The 18,088-nt window shown below is 44.3% G+C and carries 16 protein-coding genes and 1 tRNA gene; 3 read left to right on the forward strand and 14 right to left on the reverse strand.

Annotated features, from left to right (window positions below):
- Positions 1 to 81 precede the first annotated feature (81 nt).
- The 6 genes from DXB91_RS01000 to DXB91_RS01025 form a co-directional block, all read right to left on the reverse strand.
- Complete coding sequence (locus DXB91_RS01000; protein WP_118016617.1) at positions 82 to 2,991, reverse strand: insulinase family protein; 2,910 nt, start codon at positions 2,989 to 2,991, stop codon at positions 82 to 84.
- Positions 2,992 to 3,099: 108 nt separating this feature from the next.
- Positions 3,100 to 3,603: a cytidine deaminase gene (locus DXB91_RS01005; protein WP_118016618.1), complete on the reverse strand. Its 504-nt coding sequence runs from the start codon at positions 3,601 to 3,603 to the stop codon at positions 3,100 to 3,102.
- A gap of 185 nt (positions 3,604 to 3,788) precedes the next feature.
- Positions 3,789 to 4,466: a DUF4190 domain-containing protein gene (locus DXB91_RS14525; RefSeq protein ID WP_270227137.1), complete on the reverse strand. Its 678-nt coding sequence runs from the start codon at positions 4,464 to 4,466 to the stop codon at positions 3,789 to 3,791.
- A gap of 163 nt (positions 4,467 to 4,629) precedes the next feature.
- Positions 4,630 to 6,261 carry a chaperonin GroEL gene (gene groL / locus DXB91_RS01015; protein WP_117548828.1) on the reverse strand — a complete coding sequence of 544 codons (1,632 nt, stop codon included), beginning with the start codon at positions 6,259 to 6,261 and terminating at the stop codon, positions 4,630 to 4,632.
- A 90-nt stretch (positions 6,262 to 6,351) separates the two neighbouring features.
- Positions 6,352 to 6,639: a co-chaperone GroES gene (locus tag DXB91_RS01020; protein ID WP_118016619.1), complete on the reverse strand. Its 288-nt coding sequence runs from the start codon at positions 6,637 to 6,639 to the stop codon at positions 6,352 to 6,354.
- A gap of 168 nt (positions 6,640 to 6,807) precedes the next feature.
- A complete protein-coding gene (locus DXB91_RS01025; RefSeq protein ID WP_118016620.1) occupies positions 6,808 to 7,683 on the reverse strand; it encodes a DNA-3-methyladenine glycosylase family protein in 876 nt (291 codons plus the stop codon).
- A gap of 147 nt (positions 7,684 to 7,830) precedes the next feature.
- Here DXB91_RS01025 and DXB91_RS01030 point away from each other — a divergent pair, with 147 nt between their 5' ends.
- Complete coding sequence (locus DXB91_RS01030; RefSeq protein WP_015534143.1) at positions 7,831 to 8,550, forward strand: DUF6062 family protein; 720 nt, start codon at positions 7,831 to 7,833, stop codon at positions 8,548 to 8,550.
- 54 nt (positions 8,551 to 8,604) lie between these two features.
- Here the strand turns inward: DXB91_RS01030 and DXB91_RS01035 are convergent, their stop codons facing one another.
- Positions 8,605 to 9,252: a hypothetical protein gene (locus DXB91_RS01035; protein WP_118016621.1), complete on the reverse strand. Its 648-nt coding sequence runs from the start codon at positions 9,250 to 9,252 to the stop codon at positions 8,605 to 8,607.
- A gap of 96 nt (positions 9,253 to 9,348) precedes the next feature.
- On the reverse strand, positions 9,349 to 11,025 hold the full coding sequence (locus DXB91_RS01040) for a glutamine--tRNA ligase/YqeY domain fusion protein (protein ID WP_055144198.1): 1,677 nt from the start codon (positions 11,023 to 11,025) through the stop codon (positions 9,349 to 9,351).
- 201 nt (positions 11,026 to 11,226) lie between these two features.
- Here DXB91_RS01040 and DXB91_RS01045 point away from each other — a divergent pair.
- Positions 11,227 to 11,299, forward strand: a tRNA-Thr gene (locus tag DXB91_RS01045).
- 279 nt (positions 11,300 to 11,578) lie between these two features.
- Here the strand turns inward: DXB91_RS01045 and DXB91_RS01050 are convergent.
- From DXB91_RS01050 to cysS, 4 genes are read right to left on the reverse strand one after another with little or no spacing between them, the layout of a single operon-like run.
- Positions 11,579 to 12,169: a sigma-70 family RNA polymerase sigma factor gene (locus tag DXB91_RS01050; protein WP_117548824.1), complete on the reverse strand. Its 591-nt coding sequence runs from the start codon at positions 12,167 to 12,169 to the stop codon at positions 11,579 to 11,581.
- 11 nt (positions 12,170 to 12,180) lie between these two features.
- Positions 12,181 to 12,963, reverse strand: coding sequence for a 23S rRNA (guanosine(2251)-2'-O)-methyltransferase RlmB (rlmB, locus tag DXB91_RS01055; RefSeq protein ID WP_015534148.1), 783 nt, complete (start codon positions 12,961 to 12,963; stop codon positions 12,181 to 12,183).
- Positions 12,953 to 13,510, reverse strand: a complete 558-nt coding sequence (locus DXB91_RS01060) for a Mini-ribonuclease 3 (protein ID WP_015534149.1) — start codon at positions 13,508 to 13,510, stop codon at positions 12,953 to 12,955. Before DXB91_RS01060 ends, rlmB begins: the two co-directional genes overlap by 11 nt.
- A complete protein-coding gene (gene cysS / locus DXB91_RS01065; RefSeq protein ID WP_118016622.1) occupies positions 13,495 to 14,886 on the reverse strand; it encodes a cysteine--tRNA ligase in 1,392 nt (463 codons plus the stop codon). The genes DXB91_RS01060 and cysS overlap by 16 nt, the downstream gene beginning before the upstream one ends.
- Before the next feature lie 276 nt (positions 14,887 to 15,162).
- Between cysS and DXB91_RS01070 the strand changes: the two genes are divergently transcribed.
- A complete protein-coding gene (locus DXB91_RS01070) occupies positions 15,163 to 15,465 on the forward strand; it encodes a DUF1292 domain-containing protein (RefSeq protein WP_015534151.1) in 303 nt (100 codons plus the stop codon).
- 11 nt (positions 15,466 to 15,476) lie between these two features.
- On the opposite strand, the gene DXB91_RS01075 is transcribed toward DXB91_RS01070, so the two are convergent.
- Both DXB91_RS01075 and DXB91_RS01080 read right to left on the reverse strand, forming a co-directional pair.
- A complete protein-coding gene (locus DXB91_RS01075) occupies positions 15,477 to 17,474 on the reverse strand; it encodes an ATP-dependent helicase (RefSeq protein WP_118016623.1) in 1,998 nt (665 codons plus the stop codon).
- Positions 17,475 to 17,570: 96 nt separating this feature from the next.
- Positions 17,571 to 18,074 carry an SEC-C metal-binding domain-containing protein gene (locus DXB91_RS01080; protein ID WP_055144187.1) on the reverse strand — a complete coding sequence of 168 codons (504 nt, stop codon included), beginning with the start codon at positions 18,072 to 18,074 and terminating at the stop codon, positions 17,571 to 17,573.
- Positions 18,075 to 18,088: the final 14 nt, after the last annotated feature.

The raw sequence follows: 18,088 nt of genomic DNA on the forward strand, positions 1-18,088 counted from the left end.
GTCATGACCCTAATTCGCCGCTCGCAAGTCATGCAAGCACGCCCACTCACTTGCGCTCATTATATCGACTGTCGGCTATACCTAGAAAATTGCAAGTACATCCTTGAAGTTGTCCTTATTCTCCTCTATCCTGCTCTCACCGCCGATGGCACAGATGATTCCTGAATCTGTAACAGCCTTTACGAGTGGAGCAAGAGCTCTGATGGCATCTCTGTCTGTGGAGAGGATCTTGTCTCGCTCGCTCTGAATCTGCTCATCTGTAACACCCATAAAGTATCTCGCCATGTGGCTTATGCCCTCTGCTACAGGTGTTGTAGGTGCATCTATCTGAGCCATGGTTCCAATGATATACTTTGTCATATCCCTGTCTGAGCACTCAAAGTTCTCCACGAACTTATACGCATTCTTGAATATGTCATATGTCTCCATGAGGTTTGGATCCCTGTATGAACTCATATAACATGTTCCATTCCTTAGGAATGAGCACATGGCACCATATGCGCCGCCCTTCACACGGACATTCTCCCACAGATAACCATATGAGAATATGATCTTGAGAACGCTCAGTGAGCTGTCGTACTTGTAACCGGCATCCTCAAAATTACCCGCTATAGCAACATACTGAACCTGGCTTGCAGTCTTGAAGCCCTCATTCTTAAGCTCCTTCTCAAATACTTTCACATCCTTATGTGCAGGTCTTGTGGAGAGTGCCATGCCAAAGTCGGCAAATGATTCCTCAAGCAGATCTGTCACATCCTCATCTCCTGTATATGAAACCGTAAGCGCACCCTTTCTGAGAACCTCTGCAAGAGCATACTGAAGCTTCTCAATGAAGTCGTCATACTTCTCGTCGAAGTGATCCACTATGTCGCACAGGAATTCATAATAAGCAATTCCACATGTCTCATCCGTGAATCTTGCCCCCTCATCTATATATGACATGGCTCTTGTGTATGCGGTCACATGGCCGGAAGCAGCCATGCCATTCTTCATGCTCGACTTCTCCTCCGTCAGGAGCTCCTTCAGTCTCTTCCTGTCATCAATCTTAGACGAGAACAGTATCTCCTTCATGAGCTCTACAGCATACGGAAGCTTCTCATAGAGCGCCTTCATTGATACATAGAAAAACTTCTTGATATCAGTGTCGCTGGCATATCCAACCATGTCAAACTCTATTCCGCCGATATTGCTGTCTATCTCATTTGAGAGCTGTCCATAGGTGTGCTTCTCTGTATCAATATATTTGAACAAACATGTCAGTGTAGCAAGGTATGGCACAAGGTCATTATCTATATCGTTGATGTTGAAATAGAATCTCAGGTATCCTATACCATTTGTAAATATATCGTGGCTTACAACCGGAAGTCCGCCGATCTCAGACTCAACATTCTTGAGCTTCTCTGCCTCTTTGTCAATGTCATCTATCGCCAGAAGCGGAACCTTGGCAAGATCCTCTGCGGATGAAGGAGTCGCCTGATACTCCTTGAGCGCCTTTGTATCCTCCACGATCTTCTCAAGCTCCTCATGGCTGAGCGTAGCCTTGTATGCAGCAAGCTCATCAGCGATCTTCTTCTCATTCTCCTGATCAAGGCCTTTCTTTGGATTCATAGTGAGATACAGACCAAATGTATTATCTATAAAACATTCCTTTATAAGCTGCTCAAAGTATCCGTTCTGAAGATCCTCTCTCAGCTCCTTGTACACATCATTCATCTCGAAGAACATGAGTGCTTTGGTGTCGTCATACAGCCAACTGTTGAACGCATCCAGTCCGTACATGAGTCCCTTAGGAAACCTTCCAAAGTTGGCCTCCTTGTGCTTGAACTCAAACTTGTTGATTGCTGCCTCAATAGCTGCTTTATCTACACCATGGCTGAGCTCTTCAAATGTGTCATCTATAACCTTTATAAATCTGTCCTTGTCATTATTATCAGCGCCTCTTGCTATGATGGAGAATGTGGTCTGCTGACAGCCATTGTCAAATGAGCTGTAGACCTCCTCACCTATTCCCGCATCAGTCAGTGCTTTCTTCAAAACCGCACCCGGCGCATCCATGAGTACGTACTCAAGTATTTCAAGGGCTGTAACCTTCTTCTTCTCGGTGCTGAGTCCTGTTATCTTGCTGTATGTGAGTATGGAATTGTTCTCCTCAGGATCAGTGTCAGCTATGGAGTAATCCATGGTGATGTCCTTCATCTCGTCAAATGGCTTCTGAAGAGGTATCGCTGAATCAATCTCCTTGTAATCGTAATGTGACAGATACTCCTCATCTATAAACTCCAGCTCCTTTGCCATATCACAGTCGCCGTACAGATAGATATAACTGTTCGATGGATGATAATACGTCCTGTGGAAGTCCCTGAATCTCTCAAGGGTAAGTGTAGGTATAAACTCTGGATTACCACCTGAATCATTGCCATATGGAGTGTCCGGCATGAGCGATGACTCTATACCCCTGTACATGATAGACTCAGGACTTGAATACACGCCCTTCATCTCATTGTACACAACTCCGTTATACTTCAGATCTCCATCCACAGAGTCAAGCTCATAATGCCAGCCCTCCTGCTTCATGATCTCATCATGTATATAAATATCCGGATAGAACACAGCATCCAGATACACACTCATGATATTCTCGAAATCCTTCTGATTGAAGCTCGCTATAGGGTATACCGTCTTGTCCGAATATGTCATGGCATTCAAGAAGGTGTTCAGTGAGCCCTTTGCCAGCTCGACAAATGGATCCTTGACCGGATACTTCTTTGAACCACAGAGCACTGAATGCTCGATTATGTGAGGTATTCCTGAATCGTCATATGGAGGTGTTCTAAAGCCTATATTGAACACCTTGTTCACATCGTCATTCTCAATGATGAGAACCCTTGCCTTTGTCTTTATATGCTCCAGCACATAGCCCTTGCCATGTACCTCCGGGAGATCCTTCTCCTCAACTATTCTGTAAGCCTTTACATCCTTGATATTTCCCAATTCATATTCTCCTTCTATATCTTTTTTATATCATTATATATTTTTTCGATATACGCTTTTATATCGCCATGAATTTGCGTGATGACATGCACACATCAGCGTACTTCATTATTCCATCTGTCCGGCACCAAATGAAGCTGGTAGAAACTCTGACAATCTTCTCATGTCGTAATCATCCTCTGATCGTGCTGCGATAACATACATATCCGCAGAAAATTCTGAGAGCACCTGTCTGCATATCCCACATGGATATGTTATTCCGTTTATCCCTGTACTATTCAGGCCGCCGACAATAGCAATCGCTTTGAAATCTTTATAGCCACTGCTCACTGCATTGCACACCGCCGCGCGCTCTGCGCATATGGTTGCACCGTATGAGGAGTTCTCTATATTACAGCCTGTAAATACCCTGTATCCGTTCGCGTTTTTATCGTTGTTGTCCGATTCTCCGCCAACACATTCCGCTTCATCCGAATAATTCTCACGACCTGCCAGGAGTGCTGCTCCGACCTTAAACTGTGAATACCTGGCATATGCCCTCTCTCTTGCCTCCAACGCCTTCACGATAAGACGCTTGATGTCTGTATCTCCAATAATATAATCATTCTCCATAATTACATATCCTCCATACTGATATCTTCGCACTCTCATAATAATAACACTAACAGGCCTTTAGATTCAATCACCCACACAGTATTAAACGTTCAAATATTATCAGCTTGACACACATGACAAGAGGCCGCCTGAAATCCGGCGACCTCTCCAGTCCTTATCTGTATTCAGATGTACGACTTTTCTTAATAGCTTCCTGACTGTATCTGTCTGAGTATTTCATCCACCATATCCTGATATGTGTCCGATGTAAGAACCAGGATAATACAGAACACCAGGAACACAAGTGCTATTGCGCTCATTATAATTCCTGCGATAGCCATTCCCTTGCCAGGCTTCTTATCCTTAAGACTTATGATACCTGTTATCAGTCCCGCAATGGCTGTGGCAATTCCCACATATGTGATACAACATCCAAATGTAAGTGAGAAAATACCAAGCACCATAGATGCTATGGATACACCCTTGCTCTCCTGTGGCATGTTGTTCTGTGGATATGCAGGGCCCCCACCCATGTTCAGATTCTGATTCGCATAATTCTGTCCGTATGGATCTCCCGGCTGTCCATAGCCCTGGCCATACTGTCCATTTGGCTGGCCGTACTGCCCATAGTTCTGATCGTACTGTCCATTCGGCTGGCCATAATTCTGATCATACTGTCCACCCGGCTGACCATAATTCTGTCCATACTGGCCACCTGGCTGACCATAGTTCTGATCGTTCTGTCCATACTGAGGCGCACCTTCATATGGATTCTGCTGTCCCACCTGTCCGTTGTCTTCTGTTGGCTGATAGCCACCAAAGCTGTTGTTATCTTCTCCCATCTCTTCCTGCCTTTCTTTTATAACTTTTTTGTAGCCCATACTTTCCCTTAGTCGAAAAATATCTGTTTTGATTATCTCACACATGCCGATTAGTGTCAATTAACCTGTATAAAAAAGAAACACACCACCCGGTTACGGATGATGTGATCTTTTTTATTTTAGTCATTGCATTTTACTGCGAAATCGTGTCAGACTCTATTCCTTAGAAGCCCATTCCGCCGCCCATTCCTGCTCCGCCTGCCGGCATTGCTGGAGTATCTTCCTTGATATCAGCTACAACTGACTCTGTTGTAAGCATTGTTGAAGCAACTGATGTAGCATTCTGAAGTGCACTTCTTGTAACCTTAACAGGATCGATGATTCCTGCCTCGATCATGTTGACATATGTCTCATTGTACGCATCAAATCCGACACCAACCTCAGACTCTTTGATCTTGTTGATGATGACTGATCCCTCAAGTCCTGCATTTGCTGCGATGTGGAACAGTGGAGCCTCCATAGCCTTGAGAACCACCTTAGCACCTGTCTTCTCGTCACCCTCAAGATTCTTTACAAGCTCTGCAACCTTCTTTGCAGCGTGGATGTATGCTGAACCACCACCTGAGATGATTCCCTCTTCAACTGCTGCTCTTGTGGCATTGAGGGCATCCTCCATACGGAGCTTAGCTTCCTTCATCTCTGTCTCTGTAGCTGCACCAACTCTGATAACTGCAACACCACCGGCAAGCTTTGCAAGTCTCTCCTGAAGCTTCTCCTTGTCGAACTCTGATGTTGTCTCCTCAAGCTGAGCCTTGATGACATTTACACGGCCTGCGATATCTTCCTTAGCGCCCATGCCGTCAACGATAACTGTGTTCTCCTTTGTGATCTTAGCGCTCTTTGCACGGCCAAGGTCATCAAGAGTAGCATCCTTGAGCTCGTATCCAAGCTCCTCAGATATAACCTTACCGCCTGTAAGAATAGCGATATCCTGAAGCATCTCTTTTCTTCTGTCGCCATAACCAGGAGCCTTTACAGCTACTACCTGGAATGTACCACGCAGCTTGTTGACGATAAGTGTTGTGAGAGCCTCGCCCTCGATATCCTCAGCGATGATCAGTAGCTTTGAACCGCTCTGAACGATCTGCTCAAGAAGTGGAAGGATCTCCTGAATATTTGAGATCTTCTTATCTGTAATAAGTATATATGGGTTATCAAGCTCTGCAACCATCTTCTCCATATCTGTTGCCATGTAAGCTGAAATATAACCTCTGTCGAACTGCATACCTTCTACAAGGTCGAGCTCTGTCTTCATTGACTTTGACTCTTCGATTGTGATGACTCCATCCTTTGACACTTTCTCCATAGCGTCGGCAACCATCTGTCCAACCTCATCGTCACCAGCTGAGATAGATGCAACTCTTGCGATCTGATCCTTTCCGCTGATAGTCTCACTCATATCAAGAATAGCCTCAACTGCCTTGTCGCAAGCCTTCTTCATTCCCTTTCTGAGAACGATAGGATTAGCACCTGCTGCCAGATTCTTCATTCCTTCATTGATCATAGCCTGTGCAAGAACTGTAGCTGTTGTAGTACCATCACCTGCAACATCGTTTGTCTTTGTTGCAACTTCCTTGACGATCTGAGCACCCATGTTCTCAAATGCATCCTCAAGCTCTATGTCCTTTGCTATTGTAACACCATCATTTGTGATGAGTGGTGAACCGTATGACTTTGCAAGTACAACGTTTCTTCCTTTAGGTCCAAGTGTAACTCTTACTGTATCTGCTAACTGATTAACTCCTGCCTCAAGTGCCTTTCTAGCCTCAGCACCGTACTTAATTTCCTTTGCCATTTCTATCTACCTCCATGTTATATTACATATATTATCCATATATCATCCGCATATGTCTCCCGCAGCTCACGCTGTCTGGATATATGGCTTTTACTTCTCAACGATTGCAAGGATGCTGTCCTGCTTGATAACTATGTACTCTTCGTCGTCAAGCTTAACCTCTGAACCAGCGAACTTCTGATATATAACTGTATCTCCAACCTTAACGTCCATAGGAACCAGCTTGCCATCAACAACTGCTCCAGGGCCAACCTCTACAACCTCTGCATACTGTGGCTTCTCCTTTGCCTGGCCTGGTAATACGATTCCTGACTTTGTTGTCTCCTCTGCTACTGACTGCTTTAATACTACTCTGTCTCCAAGTGGTCTTAACTTCATGATATATACCTCCTGATTTATTTTTATTATATTTCTGATTCTTGTTTTTAGCACTCAATTTATGTGAGTGCTAACACTGTTTTATATTCTATCCATTTCTATAAAAAAATCAACCCTTATTTTCTAAAAAATATATAAAAATATGTCTGTCATCTACCGTAATACATATCACTTAAAAAGATTCGTTCTTGCATAGTCAAACAGATACTGCTGCGCATATCCCCCGAGATTTCCGAACTTTTTCACGGCAAATGCCTCTATCTCCGGCTTTTTTGTGTCCTTGCCATCAAAGTACATGCTCTCCATGATCCTCTTCATCCACACATCCACAGGGAAAGCCTCACGTCTTCCAAGTCCAAAGAGCAGGACACAGTTTGCAACCTTCTCCCCTACTCCCTTGATCGTCATGAGAAGTTCCCTTGCATGTTCTATGTCAAGTGCATCAAGCTTCTCCTTTGTGACATTTCCCGAGTACACCGCCTCCGTCGCATTCATTATGTATGGAGCACGGAATCCGACCTTGCACTCCCTGAGCTCATCCTCTGTGACCTCATGAAGTCTGTCTACATCAGGAAACACATAAAATGCCTCGCCATTATATCCTATGACCTCATCACCAAATCTATGCGATATATTTTTTACACACTGTTTTATCTGAGGGATATTCTTGTTCTGGGATATGATAAATGATATAAGCGTCTCAAAGAAGTCCTGATTGAGTATTCGTATTCCATCCTTCTCATTCACAGCCGTCTGAAGTGCGCTGTCCGCCTTTATGACACTCTCCTTGATGAGGCCGTAATCATTGTCCATATCCAGATAAGGGCGCCATATTCCTTCATAGTCTTCCATGGATGAACCATATATCCTGAGCACGCCGCCTGACTGTTCCATCTTCACAGCCCTGCCAAATGCTATGACCTCATACACTTCATCATCAAGCTTGTCAAAATGAAAGCACTGACCACACTCAAGTATCTGAGAAAGTCTGAAATCCTTCACTCCGTCTACCGTAACTATATTGCCATCACAACTTACATTCATCTTCCGTACACCTGCCATTTCATATTTGTATAATTGTGCTTTTTGTCTTATAAATTTCTCCAGGCTATTGTATAATACCTGTATATTATTTTCAATGTCACATAAGCAGTGTGGCAAAAACTGACACTATCACAAACAGGAGGATCTATGGCTGAACAGATATACACTATACCAGTAAACGATGCATTTGACAGCGGCTGCGAATGCCCTATGTGCCAGATGCAGAAGGATCTTGAACGAAATGCAATTGAATATACGATGGGGCCAAGCTACATGGAGGACGACAACCGTGCCATGACTGACAAGCTTGGTTTTTGCAGTCATCATCTGAGAATGCTCTATCAGGAAAAGAATCGTCTGGGTCTGGCACTCATGATGAACACCCATATGAATAAGACTATACAAGATATGAGGGCGCTGGCTGCCAAAGGTCCCGCCGCCAAAGCCGGTCTGTTCGGCAAGAACACACCCAATGCACCTGTTGTCGATTATATAGAGAATATGGAGAAAAGCTGCTTCATTTGTGGACGTATGGATGACATGTTCGTACGCTATGTAGACACTATCTTCCATATGTGGAAAAGAGATTCCGAGTTCAGGGACAAATTTGCTACGAGCAAAGGCTTCTGTACATATCACTACGGAATACTATACAAGACAGGCCAGAACAAACTGAGCAAGGAACAGTATGCGCAGTTCATCGAAATCCTCAACAAGGTATACTTTGACAATATGGAACGTGTCAATGGTGACCTGAGCTGGTTCATAGACAAGTTTGACTACAGATACAAGAACGAGCCATGGAAGAATTCCAAGGACGCCCTCCCGAGAGGGATCATCAAGATTGGCCACACATTTGTAGAATAATAAACACATGACAATAAATAAAAGCCGCCTTACATATCTGTAAAGCGGCTTATTTTAACTGACTCTCCATGCAATGAGACCATCCGGAAGCGCCGGCTTTATCATGCCAGGCCTGCTGCCTGTGTTCTCTATGCCATGAGCCTGTCTCATTCTCTCATGGAGATATGCTCTGTATTCTGTGAGAAGCCCGGTAAATATCGGTCTGAGCTCAGGGCACCTTCTGAAATCCCCCGGCTTGACAAGTCCCGGTTTCTTGTGGAATATATCCACACCGGCATTTTTCAACACCGATGCCACGAACTGTGAACAGAAGAAATTGTATTCCCTCTCATACGCAAGATGGAAAAATACGCTGAATACACCCATGAAGTTATATCCGTATCTGTCCGGATGCTTCTTGAATCTGGCGAGCTCCTGCTGTATCCTGTCATACTGCTTACTCGTGACCTTCAGCTCATACACAGCGCATCTGGTTCCCTTGTGCTTTCCAAATATTCCCTTTTCTATGTTCTCACTGATAAATCCACTGTTAAATGGATTGTATACACCTTTCCTTGCAAAACTGTACATCTCATCAAGACTTATGTCCAGTGCCAGAGATGTGTGACAATACGGCTCTCTGGTCATAAGCTTTATGAGATTTGAAAGAACTGTTTTTGTCTTTGACAAAAGTATGTATACCTTCTTACTCTCATCTTTCATATTTTTGTTTCCAATCACCTATTTTGATGTACGCATATCCCCCCACAGGATAAGCGCCAATCCCCACATCATAAATTATAAACGCATCCCCGGTAATTACTTGCCCGGCTTGTAAGAACTCTTGAGTGACACGATCCTGTTGTATACAGGATGCTCCGCTGTAGAATCCTTTGAGTCAACACAGAAGAAACCATTTCTCAGGAACTGGAATGCCTCTCCCGGCTGAGCCTCCTCAAATGCCTTCTCAAGCTTACATCCCTGTTTGATAACAAGTGAGTTTGGATTGAGATTCAATGTACCATCGTCGTTGAGCTTCCCCTTCTCCTCATCGATGATATTCTCATACAGACGAACCTCTGCATCTATTGCGCTCTCTGCCGATACCCAGTGAATGGTTCCCTTGACCTTGCGTCCCTCAAAGCCTGAACCGCTTCTTGTCTCTGGGTCATATGTACAATGTACTGTTGTGACATTGCCGTCCTCGTCCTTCTCAAATCCCACGCACTTTACGAAATATGCATTCTTAAGACGAACCTCGTTGCCAGGGAACAGTCTGAAATACTTCTTAGGAGGCTCCTCCATGAAGTCCTCTCTCTCTATATACAGATACTTGCTGAATGCTACCTTTCTGCTTCCGAGCTCCTCGTTCTCCTGATTGTTCTCGACATCGAGGTACTCAACCTGATCCTCAGGATAGTTGTCGATGACAAGCTTTACAGGATCAACAACTGCCATGTATCTCTTGGCTGTGAGCTTCAGATCGTCTCTCACGCAATACTCAAGCATAGCGTAATCAACAGACGACTGGCTCTTGGATATTCCAACCAGCTCCATGAACTTCTTAATAGCTGATGGTGTGAAGCCTCTTCTTCTGAGGGCTGCAATACTTACAAGACGTGGGTCATCCCATCCGTCTACTATTCCGTCCTCGACAAGCTTCTTGATGTATCTCTTACCTGTTATGACATTTGTCAGGTAAAGCTTTGCGAACTCTATCTGCTTTGGTGTGCCCTCAGGTGAATCCTTGTAACCGAGCTCCATAACCACCCAGTCATACAGAGGTCTGTGATCCTCAAACTCAAGTGTACATATAGAATGTGTAACACCCTCGATGGCATCCTCGATAGGATGTGCAAAGTCATACATAGGGTAAATGCACCACTTGTCACCTGTGTTGTGGTGGTTCATTCTCGCTATTCTGTAGATAATAGGATCTCTCATGTTGATGTTAGGGCTTGCCATATCTATCTTTGCACGGAGTACCTTACTTCCGTCAGGGAACTCACCGTTCTTCATTCTCTCGAATAGATCAAGATTCTCCTCTATGCTTCTGTCTCTGTATGGGCTGTTCTTGCCCGGCTCAGTGAGAGTTCCTCTGTACTCTCTGATTTCATCTGCTGTGAGGTCACACACATATGCCTTGCCCTTCTTGATGAGCTTTATGGCAGCCTCGTACATCTGGTCAAAGTAATTTGATGCAAAGAACACTCTGTCTCCAAAGTCTGCTCCCAGCCACTTGACATCTGCAAGTATTGACTCTACGAACTCTGTCTTCTCCTTTGTAGGGTTGGTATCGTCAAATCTGAGATTAAACTGTCCGCCATACTGCTGTGCCAGTCCGTAATTCAAAAGTATTGACTTGGCATGTCCTATATGTAAATATCCATTTGGCTCTGGTGGGAATCTGGTAACGATCTTCGGCACCTTACCCTCTGCGATATCTTTCTCAATTATCTGTTCAATGAAATTCTTACCTGTCATCTCTTCAGCCATTTCCAAACTGCCTCCCGCTTTTTTTGATAATTCTAAATGTCTGCAACCGAATTTGCACACGATTACAGTTAGTTTACCATACTTTTACTGCTTGTACCACAATTATCTTTTGATTTGTCATTATTTTTCGCACAAATGTAAATATTTTACTTGATTTTTGATGTCCATTTTGTTATAGTTATTATTGCTTTTGAAAAGCAAGCTACTATAGCTCAGGTGGTAGAGCGCAACATTGGTAATGTTGAGGTCACGGGTCCGACTCCCGTTAGTAGCTTTTATTTTTTTGTCCGTATTTACGCCGCCCTGAGCGGCTTTATTTTTATCCACCGCAGACCGGATCACTTACTTTCCGCCCGCAGTCTCAGCTTCATATATTCCATCAGCCCACTTCTTATTCCACTCACTCATGACATCGTTACCTTTTTTAGCTTTGCTCTCCGCTCTCATGTCACCACTCCTTAATCCGATGATTAGCTAATTTTTTGCAAAAAAGGAAGCGGCACTATGCCGCTTCCTGTCTTTGATTAAACAACTTAAAATTTTATTATTCTAATTACACATCCCTGAGCTTAGCTCTGATCCTCTGAACCGCATTGTCTATGGATTTTGCCGGTTTGCAGAGTCTCTCCCCTATCACTTCATAAGAAGCGCCTGTTAGATATTCGTCAAGAACATGCTTCTCAAACTTAGAAAGCTTACTGTCGATGAGCTTTATAAGATCTGACTCACGCAGCTTCGCCATCATGATATCCTCAGGATTAGTTATGACACCCGAATCTATCTCATCAAGCGGGCTGGAGTAATCTCCCCCGCCATCGCCATAGATCGATATATAGTAGTTCAACGGTCCGTTTTTCTTGTTGTTTGAATTGTTCACCGCGGTAATGAGCTGCCTTCTCACGCACATGAACGCAAAGGTCTTGAATGTCGCGCCCTTGTCAGGTCTGTAATTATTCACAGCCTTGACCAGTCCGATCATGCCCTCCTGTATAAGATCCTCCTCATCAGCACCTATGATATAAAGGCTTCTGCTCTGTCCCGTTATCATTGGGCCATAGCGCTTGATAAGTGTCTCCATAGCATCGTTATCCTTTTGTTCATTTATAAGCTCCAGCAGTTCATTATCTGATAATTCCGAATACATATACTCTACCTTTACTTGTTCATCCTCTGTCTTACGACCTCATAAGCCAGAACTCCGGCAGCAACTGACGCGTTGAGTGAGTCTATGTCTCCCTTCATAGGAACAGATACGACATAATCACACTTCTCCTTGACCAGTCTGCTGACGCCGCTTCCCTCATTACCTATGACAAGTCCAAGGGAACCTGTGAGGTTACACTTGTACATGAGTTCTCCGTCCATATCCGCACAGGCGAACCACATGCCTCTATCTTTCAGCTCCTCTATGGTCTTGCTGATATTTGTCACCTTTGCAACAGGTGTATAATTGATAGCTCCCGCTGATGCCTTTACAACTGTAGCTGTGATTCCGACTGCACGCCTCTTAGGTATGATTACACCGTGGGCACCACAGAGATTCGCTGTTCTGATGATCGCACCAAGATTGTGTGGATCCTCTATCTCATCAAGTATGAAGAAAAATGGATCCTCTCCTCTGCTCTCAGCCAGTGCAAACATATCCTCTATCTCTGCGTACTTATATGCCGCTGCATGTGCAATCACTCCCTGATGCTTGCCAGCCTGTGACATCTGGTTTAACTTTTCCTTTGAGAGGTAGTTTATCACTGTATCCTGCTTCTTCGCCTCCCTGACTATGCTGTTCACGATCCCATCCCTGCATCCGTCAAGGACATACAGCTTATCTATGGTCTTGCCTGATCTGAAAGCCTCGAGGACTGCATTTCTTCCCTCTATGACAAATGCTTCCTCATCGCTCTCTGTCTTAATGTTATTCTCAAATTCTCTATTCTGCATCTTTTTCTCCATCTGTACTCTCTGTACTCTTTTCAAGTGTTGAGGTATCCTCTATTGTATCTTCCTGTGCTGCTTTGCCCGGATCCTTGTGCTGCTGTTCTGCCCTGTCCGTTTCAACTGGATCATGGTTCAGTATGATCCTCGTGATCTCAAACATCCTGTCATACTGCTTATCAAGATACAGAAAGCCTATAAGGCACTCAAAGCCCGTTGCCATTCGGTACTGTCCCACAGTCGCATTCTTGGCTGTTGAATGAGTCTTGGTGTTCCTGCCTCTCTTGTATATCCACTCTTCCTCCTCTGTGAGCAGTCCGTTGTCCAGAAGATACATTATATATCCCGCCTGAGCCTCCGCCTTCACAAGCTGGCTCACCTCTTTGTGGTATTTGTATGCCTGCTTGTTATCCTTTGTGACAGCAAGGGTCTTTATGAGAAGATCAAACACGCTGTCACCTATATATGCAAGTGAAAGCGGTGAATACTCCCTTGGATTAGTGTATGTCACCCCGAGTATCTCAGTAAAGTAACTGTCTATGCTCTTTTCCATTTTACGCCCTCTCTGGTATCCTCAAGGATAATTCCCATATCACTGAGCTGGTCACGGATCTCATCTGCCCTAGCAAAGTTCTTTGCCCTTCTTGCAGCCTGTCTCTCTTCAATAAGAGCCTCTATATCTGAATCAAGTATCTCTTCCTTCTTCTCTGTGATGATTCCAAGTATGTCGCAGAGCTTTGTCACTGTATTGAGCACAAGCTTCACAGTAGACTTTGTTGAATCCTCTGTCACATTTACATTTGCATATTTTACGAGCTCAAATATAACTGAGATCGCATCTGCAGTGTTGAGGTCGTCATCCATGGCTGCCTCGTATTTCTTCACAAATGCATCCATCTCGTCTGCAACTGCCTTATCTACTTCTCCTTCTGTTCCGCTTATAGACTTCAGTCTGTCAACTGCTGTAAGGATTCTCTCAAGGCCGTTCTTTGAAGCCTCAACAAGGTCTGCTGAGAAGTTGAGCGGACTTCTATAATGGGCTGACAGCATGAAGAATCTGATGACCTGAAGAGGGTACTTCTCTGCTATCTCTCTGACTGTGAAGAAGTTGCCAAGTGACTTGGACATCTTCTCATTGTTGATCTTGAGGAAGCCGTTGTGCATCCAGTATCTTGCGAACTCTGTGCCATTTGCAGCCTCACTCTGTGCTATCTCGTTCTCATGGTGTGGGAATATAAGATCCTCTCCACCCGCATGTATATCTATTACATCTCCGATATATTTCTTGGACATAACCGAGCACTCAAGATGCCAGCCTGGTCTTCCATCGCCCCATGGTGATGGCCATGATGGCTCGCCCTCCTTCTTTGGCTTCCAGAGAACGAAATCAAGCGGATCCTCTTTCTCATCAACACCTGATACAAGAAGGTCTCTGTTACCTGAACGGAGGTCATCGATATTTTTCTTGGACAGCTTGCCGTAGTCCTTGAACTTTCTGGTTCTGAAGTATACGGTTCCATTCACCTCGTAAGCGTATCCCTTCTCTATAAGAGTCTTTACCATCTCAATCATATCCGGTATCTCTTCTGTTGCCTTTGGATGTGTTGTCGCCTCACGCACATTGAGAGCCGCCATATCCTTCTTGACCTCTGCGATATATCTCTCTGATATAACGCTGGCATCCACCCCCTCCTCATTTGCACGCTTTATGATCTTGTCATCGACATCAGTAAAATTCGATACATAATTGACATCATAGCCCTTGTACTCCAGATATCTTCTGAGCGTATCAAATACTATCATTGGTCTGGCATTTCCTATATGGATATAATCATATACAGTAGGACCACATACATATATTCCCACCTTACCCTCGTTGATAGGCACAAACTCTTCTTTTCTTCTTGTGAGCGTGTTTAAAATCTTCATAAATATAATGTCCTTTCTATATTGGTCGATAATATATCTGTAAGCAAACAAAAAACTTCGTCCCAATATACATATGATATGCATATAGAGACGAAGTATTATCTCCGCGGTTCCACTCTGATTGTATTAAATACTACAATTCCTGTTCTTCGCCTTTTGTGTCTAGTATATGTGCGGGTGCAGGCTTTGTCAATAATTTCATTTTATAATTGTACTGGACATAGCACCAATTATTTACTAGAATAAACTGAATAAAACAATCAGGAGGATACCTATATGTCAGATATAAACAATAACGAAACCGACGAAATGGATATCGAGATGATCGATATAACATACGAGGATGGAACATCCTGCACATGTGAGATCATTGCCAAATTCGAGGTAAATGACATCTCTTATGCCGCTCTGCTTCCTGCAGATGACGAGGATGCCGATATCATCGTGTACAGATACAGCGAGCAGGGAGACGATGTCACCCTCGACGAGATCACCGACGAGGCTGAGTTCAACGATGTCGCTGACGCCCTCGACGAGATCCTGGACGATCTGGAATTCAATTCAGATGACGAGGAATAATATCCGTACATCTATGCGTTTTCTATAAGCTCGTTATTTATCGTGTATTCAAGGCTGAGCGTCTTTGTTTCATGTATATCATCGAAGTGGACACACAGCTTTCTGTCATCTACATATGTGATGACTCCGCGTCCATACCGCTTGTGGATTATGGTGTTTCCTGTTTTTATCAGAGACCTGTCCACAAGCATTTCCTGGACAAATCTCGAGGTCACCGCTTTTCTTCCATACATTTTCTGGGGAACATACACATACAGTCCATACTTAGCCCTCGTGACTGCCACATAGAACAACCTGCGTTCCTCCTCTATATTTCCATCTCCAACCGATTTCTTATGAGGCGTTATGTCCTCAACAGCATCCATTATGAATACATATGAATACTCAAGTCCCTTTGAACAGTGCATAGTCGAAAGTGTGACTGTATCACCCGCCACACTGCCCTGCCTGCTCTGCTCTCTGAGCTGTTTTGTGTATTCGTCTATATACTCCATCCAGCCGTCGAAGCTCAGGAAGTCTTTTGCACTGTCCTGTATCTCCTCCAGGATATCAATATAATCATCCTCACTCACGCCCCTGTACTCAGCATATTCCCTCACATACGCATCCAGTCCAACCGCTTTCCTTATATAATTCACAGCCGCGTACGGTGCAAGTCTGCTTATCCTCTCCAGATCGTTCTCAAGGACATTTATGTTGTTGACTATCCTATACTTATCCTTATAATTCTGCCTCAGCTCCTCAAAGTTCACCACCGGCGAATCAAATGCATCCCTGCTTATATACCTGTTCGGCTTATTGATGATCCTGAGGACCGTTCTCCTGTCCCTGCTGCCCCTTGCAAGCCTTATATAGTCAAATATGTTCTCAGCTAGGAAGTGCGTGAAGATATTTGGTATGTTATCCTTCATCAAAAATGGTATGCCATTTTCCATGAGCTTTGAAGCCAGCGCCCTCGGCTCGGTATTCGTCCTGAATATGATCGCCATTTCACGGTATGGAATACCAGCCCGGTTAAGCTCTGCTATCCTGTCTATAATCTTCTTATTCTGCTCCGTCATGCTGTCCGTCTTAACTATATGGACTCTGTCGCTCTGTCCCGCGGCAAATGCCGACCTGAGCTGCTTCTCATATCTGTCCCGGTTGTTCTGTATTATCCGCTTCGAGCACTCAACTATATCGTAGCTGCAGCGGTAATTGACATTCAGGTATTCTATGACCGTACCATGGAAATCCCCCGGGAACTTCTTCATTATAGCCGGAGCAGCCCCCCTGAAGCCATACACCGACTGATCATCGTCACCCACGGCAAATACGTTCTGGTCCTCTCCGGCCAGCAGCTTCACAATGTCATACTGGATCATATTTATATCCTGGAACTCATCTATGAGTATGTACCGAAACTTGTTCTGCCACATCTTAAGTATGTCTGGTCTCTCCGACAATAGCTCATATGTGAACACCAGCATATCGTCAAAATCTATCTTCCCGCATCTTCTCAGGAAATTCTCATACTCATCGTACACAACTCGGAAATCCTCAGGCTTCATCGTTGTGCTCTCATAGTTCTCAAGACTCACTCTCCCGCTCTTGACATTGCCTATCTCCCCGACAACATTCTTGGCAAAATCCTCCTGACTGTCATACCTAAAGCCGTGCCTGTCTATGCTGTCCCTTATGACTCCATACTTTTCTGAATCCGTGACGATATTCGCCGCTGTGTAATTATATGCATTTCTGAGCATCCAGAAAAATACAGAGTGAAACGTGCCAAAGGTTACCCCGCGGACGCCCGGACACAGCTCCTGAAACCGCCCCTTCATCTCATTTGCCGCAGCCTTCGTGAAGGTTATGACCAGAATATTGTCAGGTCTCACACCATGTTCTTCTGTAATGTATTTTATCCTGTGGGTGATGACCGTAGTCTTACCTGAACCAGGCCCCGCTAGCAGCAGCATCGGCCCATCGCAGTGTCTCACCGCTCTCTTCTGGGATTCATTAAATTCCATCTGTATATCCTTTCACGCAAATATAAAAGGCGGTCAAAAGTTTACCCTTTAACCGCCTTCTCATATCTGCCAGTTATATCAGCATGATATATATCATTACTTACCGCAGCACTTCTTGTACTTAAGTCCGCTTCCACATGGACATGGATCGTTTCTTCCAACCTTTGGTGCCTTGATGATAGTCTTAGATGACTTCTGTATCTTGTAGAGCTCGTCTCTCTTTGCCTTGGAGAATATTCCATCCCACTGAGGAAGAGTGTAGAGCCACTCTGCATTGCACTCAACCATGTTCATATAAAGCTTCTCATAATCTATAGGAAGCTTAACCTCTGAGTCCTCTGTCACATCATCAAGATTGTTTGATTCTGCAAGACTGTCATCTATTCCGTCGAGGAATCCGATCATATACTGAATAGTGAGTCCGTACTTCTCAGCAAGCTCTTTTACAGTTCCATGTACAGGGTCTGCAAGAGGATTAGCAAGAAGCTGCTCATATACGCCCTTCTCTGCCTGGAAATAACTAACCCAGAATTCCTTTCCCTCAGGTGTTCTGTCATCTAATCCGTATGCGTAATCACGCCATTCTTTTAATAAACTCATTTCATCTACCTCTT

The organism is Coprococcus sp. OM06-34AC, assembly GCF_003462545.1.
Classification (GTDB): domain Bacteria; phylum Bacillota; class Clostridia; order Lachnospirales; family Lachnospiraceae; genus Coprococcus; species Coprococcus aceti.

Bases quoted from the DNA above. Each gene is read 5' to 3' on its own strand.
- DXB91_RS01060 (WP_015534149.1), bottom strand. From the start codon at position 13,510: ATGGAAAAGAGCATAGACAGTTACTTTACTGAGATACTCGGGGTGACA.
- DXB91_RS01050 (WP_117548824.1), bottom strand. From the start codon at position 12,169: ATGTATTCGGAATTATCAGATAATGAACTGCTGGAGCTTATAAATGAA.
- DXB91_RS01025 (WP_118016620.1), bottom strand. From the start codon at position 7,683: ATGAATGTAAGTTGTGATGGCAATATAGTTACGGTAGACGGAGTGAAG.
- rlmB (WP_015534148.1), bottom strand. From the start codon at position 12,963: ATGCAGAATAGAGAATTTGAGAATAACATTAAGACAGAGAGCGATGAG.
- DXB91_RS01005 (WP_118016618.1), bottom strand. From the start codon at position 3,603: ATGGAGAATGATTATATTATTGGAGATACAGACATCAAGCGTCTTATC.
- DXB91_RS01075 (WP_118016623.1), bottom strand. From the start codon at position 17,474: ATGGAATTTAATGAATCCCAGAAGAGAGCGGTGAGACACTGCGATGGG.
- cysS (WP_118016622.1), bottom strand. From the start codon at position 14,886: ATGAAGATTTTAAACACGCTCACAAGAAGAAAAGAAGAGTTTGTGCCT.
- groL (WP_117548828.1), bottom strand. From the start codon at position 6,261: ATGGCAAAGGAAATTAAGTACGGTGCTGAGGCTAGAAAGGCACTTGAG.
- DXB91_RS01020 (WP_118016619.1), bottom strand. From the start codon at position 6,639: ATGAAGTTAAGACCACTTGGAGACAGAGTAGTATTAAAGCAGTCAGTA.
- DXB91_RS14525 (WP_270227137.1), bottom strand. From the start codon at position 4,466: ATGGGCTACAAAAAAGTTATAAAAGAAAGGCAGGAAGAGATGGGAGAA.
- DXB91_RS01070 (WP_015534151.1), top strand. From the start codon at position 15,163: ATGTCAGATATAAACAATAACGAAACCGACGAAATGGATATCGAGATG.
- DXB91_RS01035 (WP_118016621.1), bottom strand. From the start codon at position 9,252: ATGAAAGATGAGAGTAAGAAGGTATACATACTTTTGTCAAAGACAAAA.
- DXB91_RS01040 (WP_055144198.1), bottom strand. From the start codon at position 11,025: ATGGCTGAAGAGATGACAGGTAAGAATTTCATTGAACAGATAATTGAG.
- DXB91_RS01080 (WP_055144187.1), bottom strand. From the start codon at position 18,074: ATGAGTTTATTAAAAGAATGGCGTGATTACGCATACGGATTAGATGAC.
- DXB91_RS01030 (WP_015534143.1), top strand. From the start codon at position 7,831: ATGGCTGAACAGATATACACTATACCAGTAAACGATGCATTTGACAGC.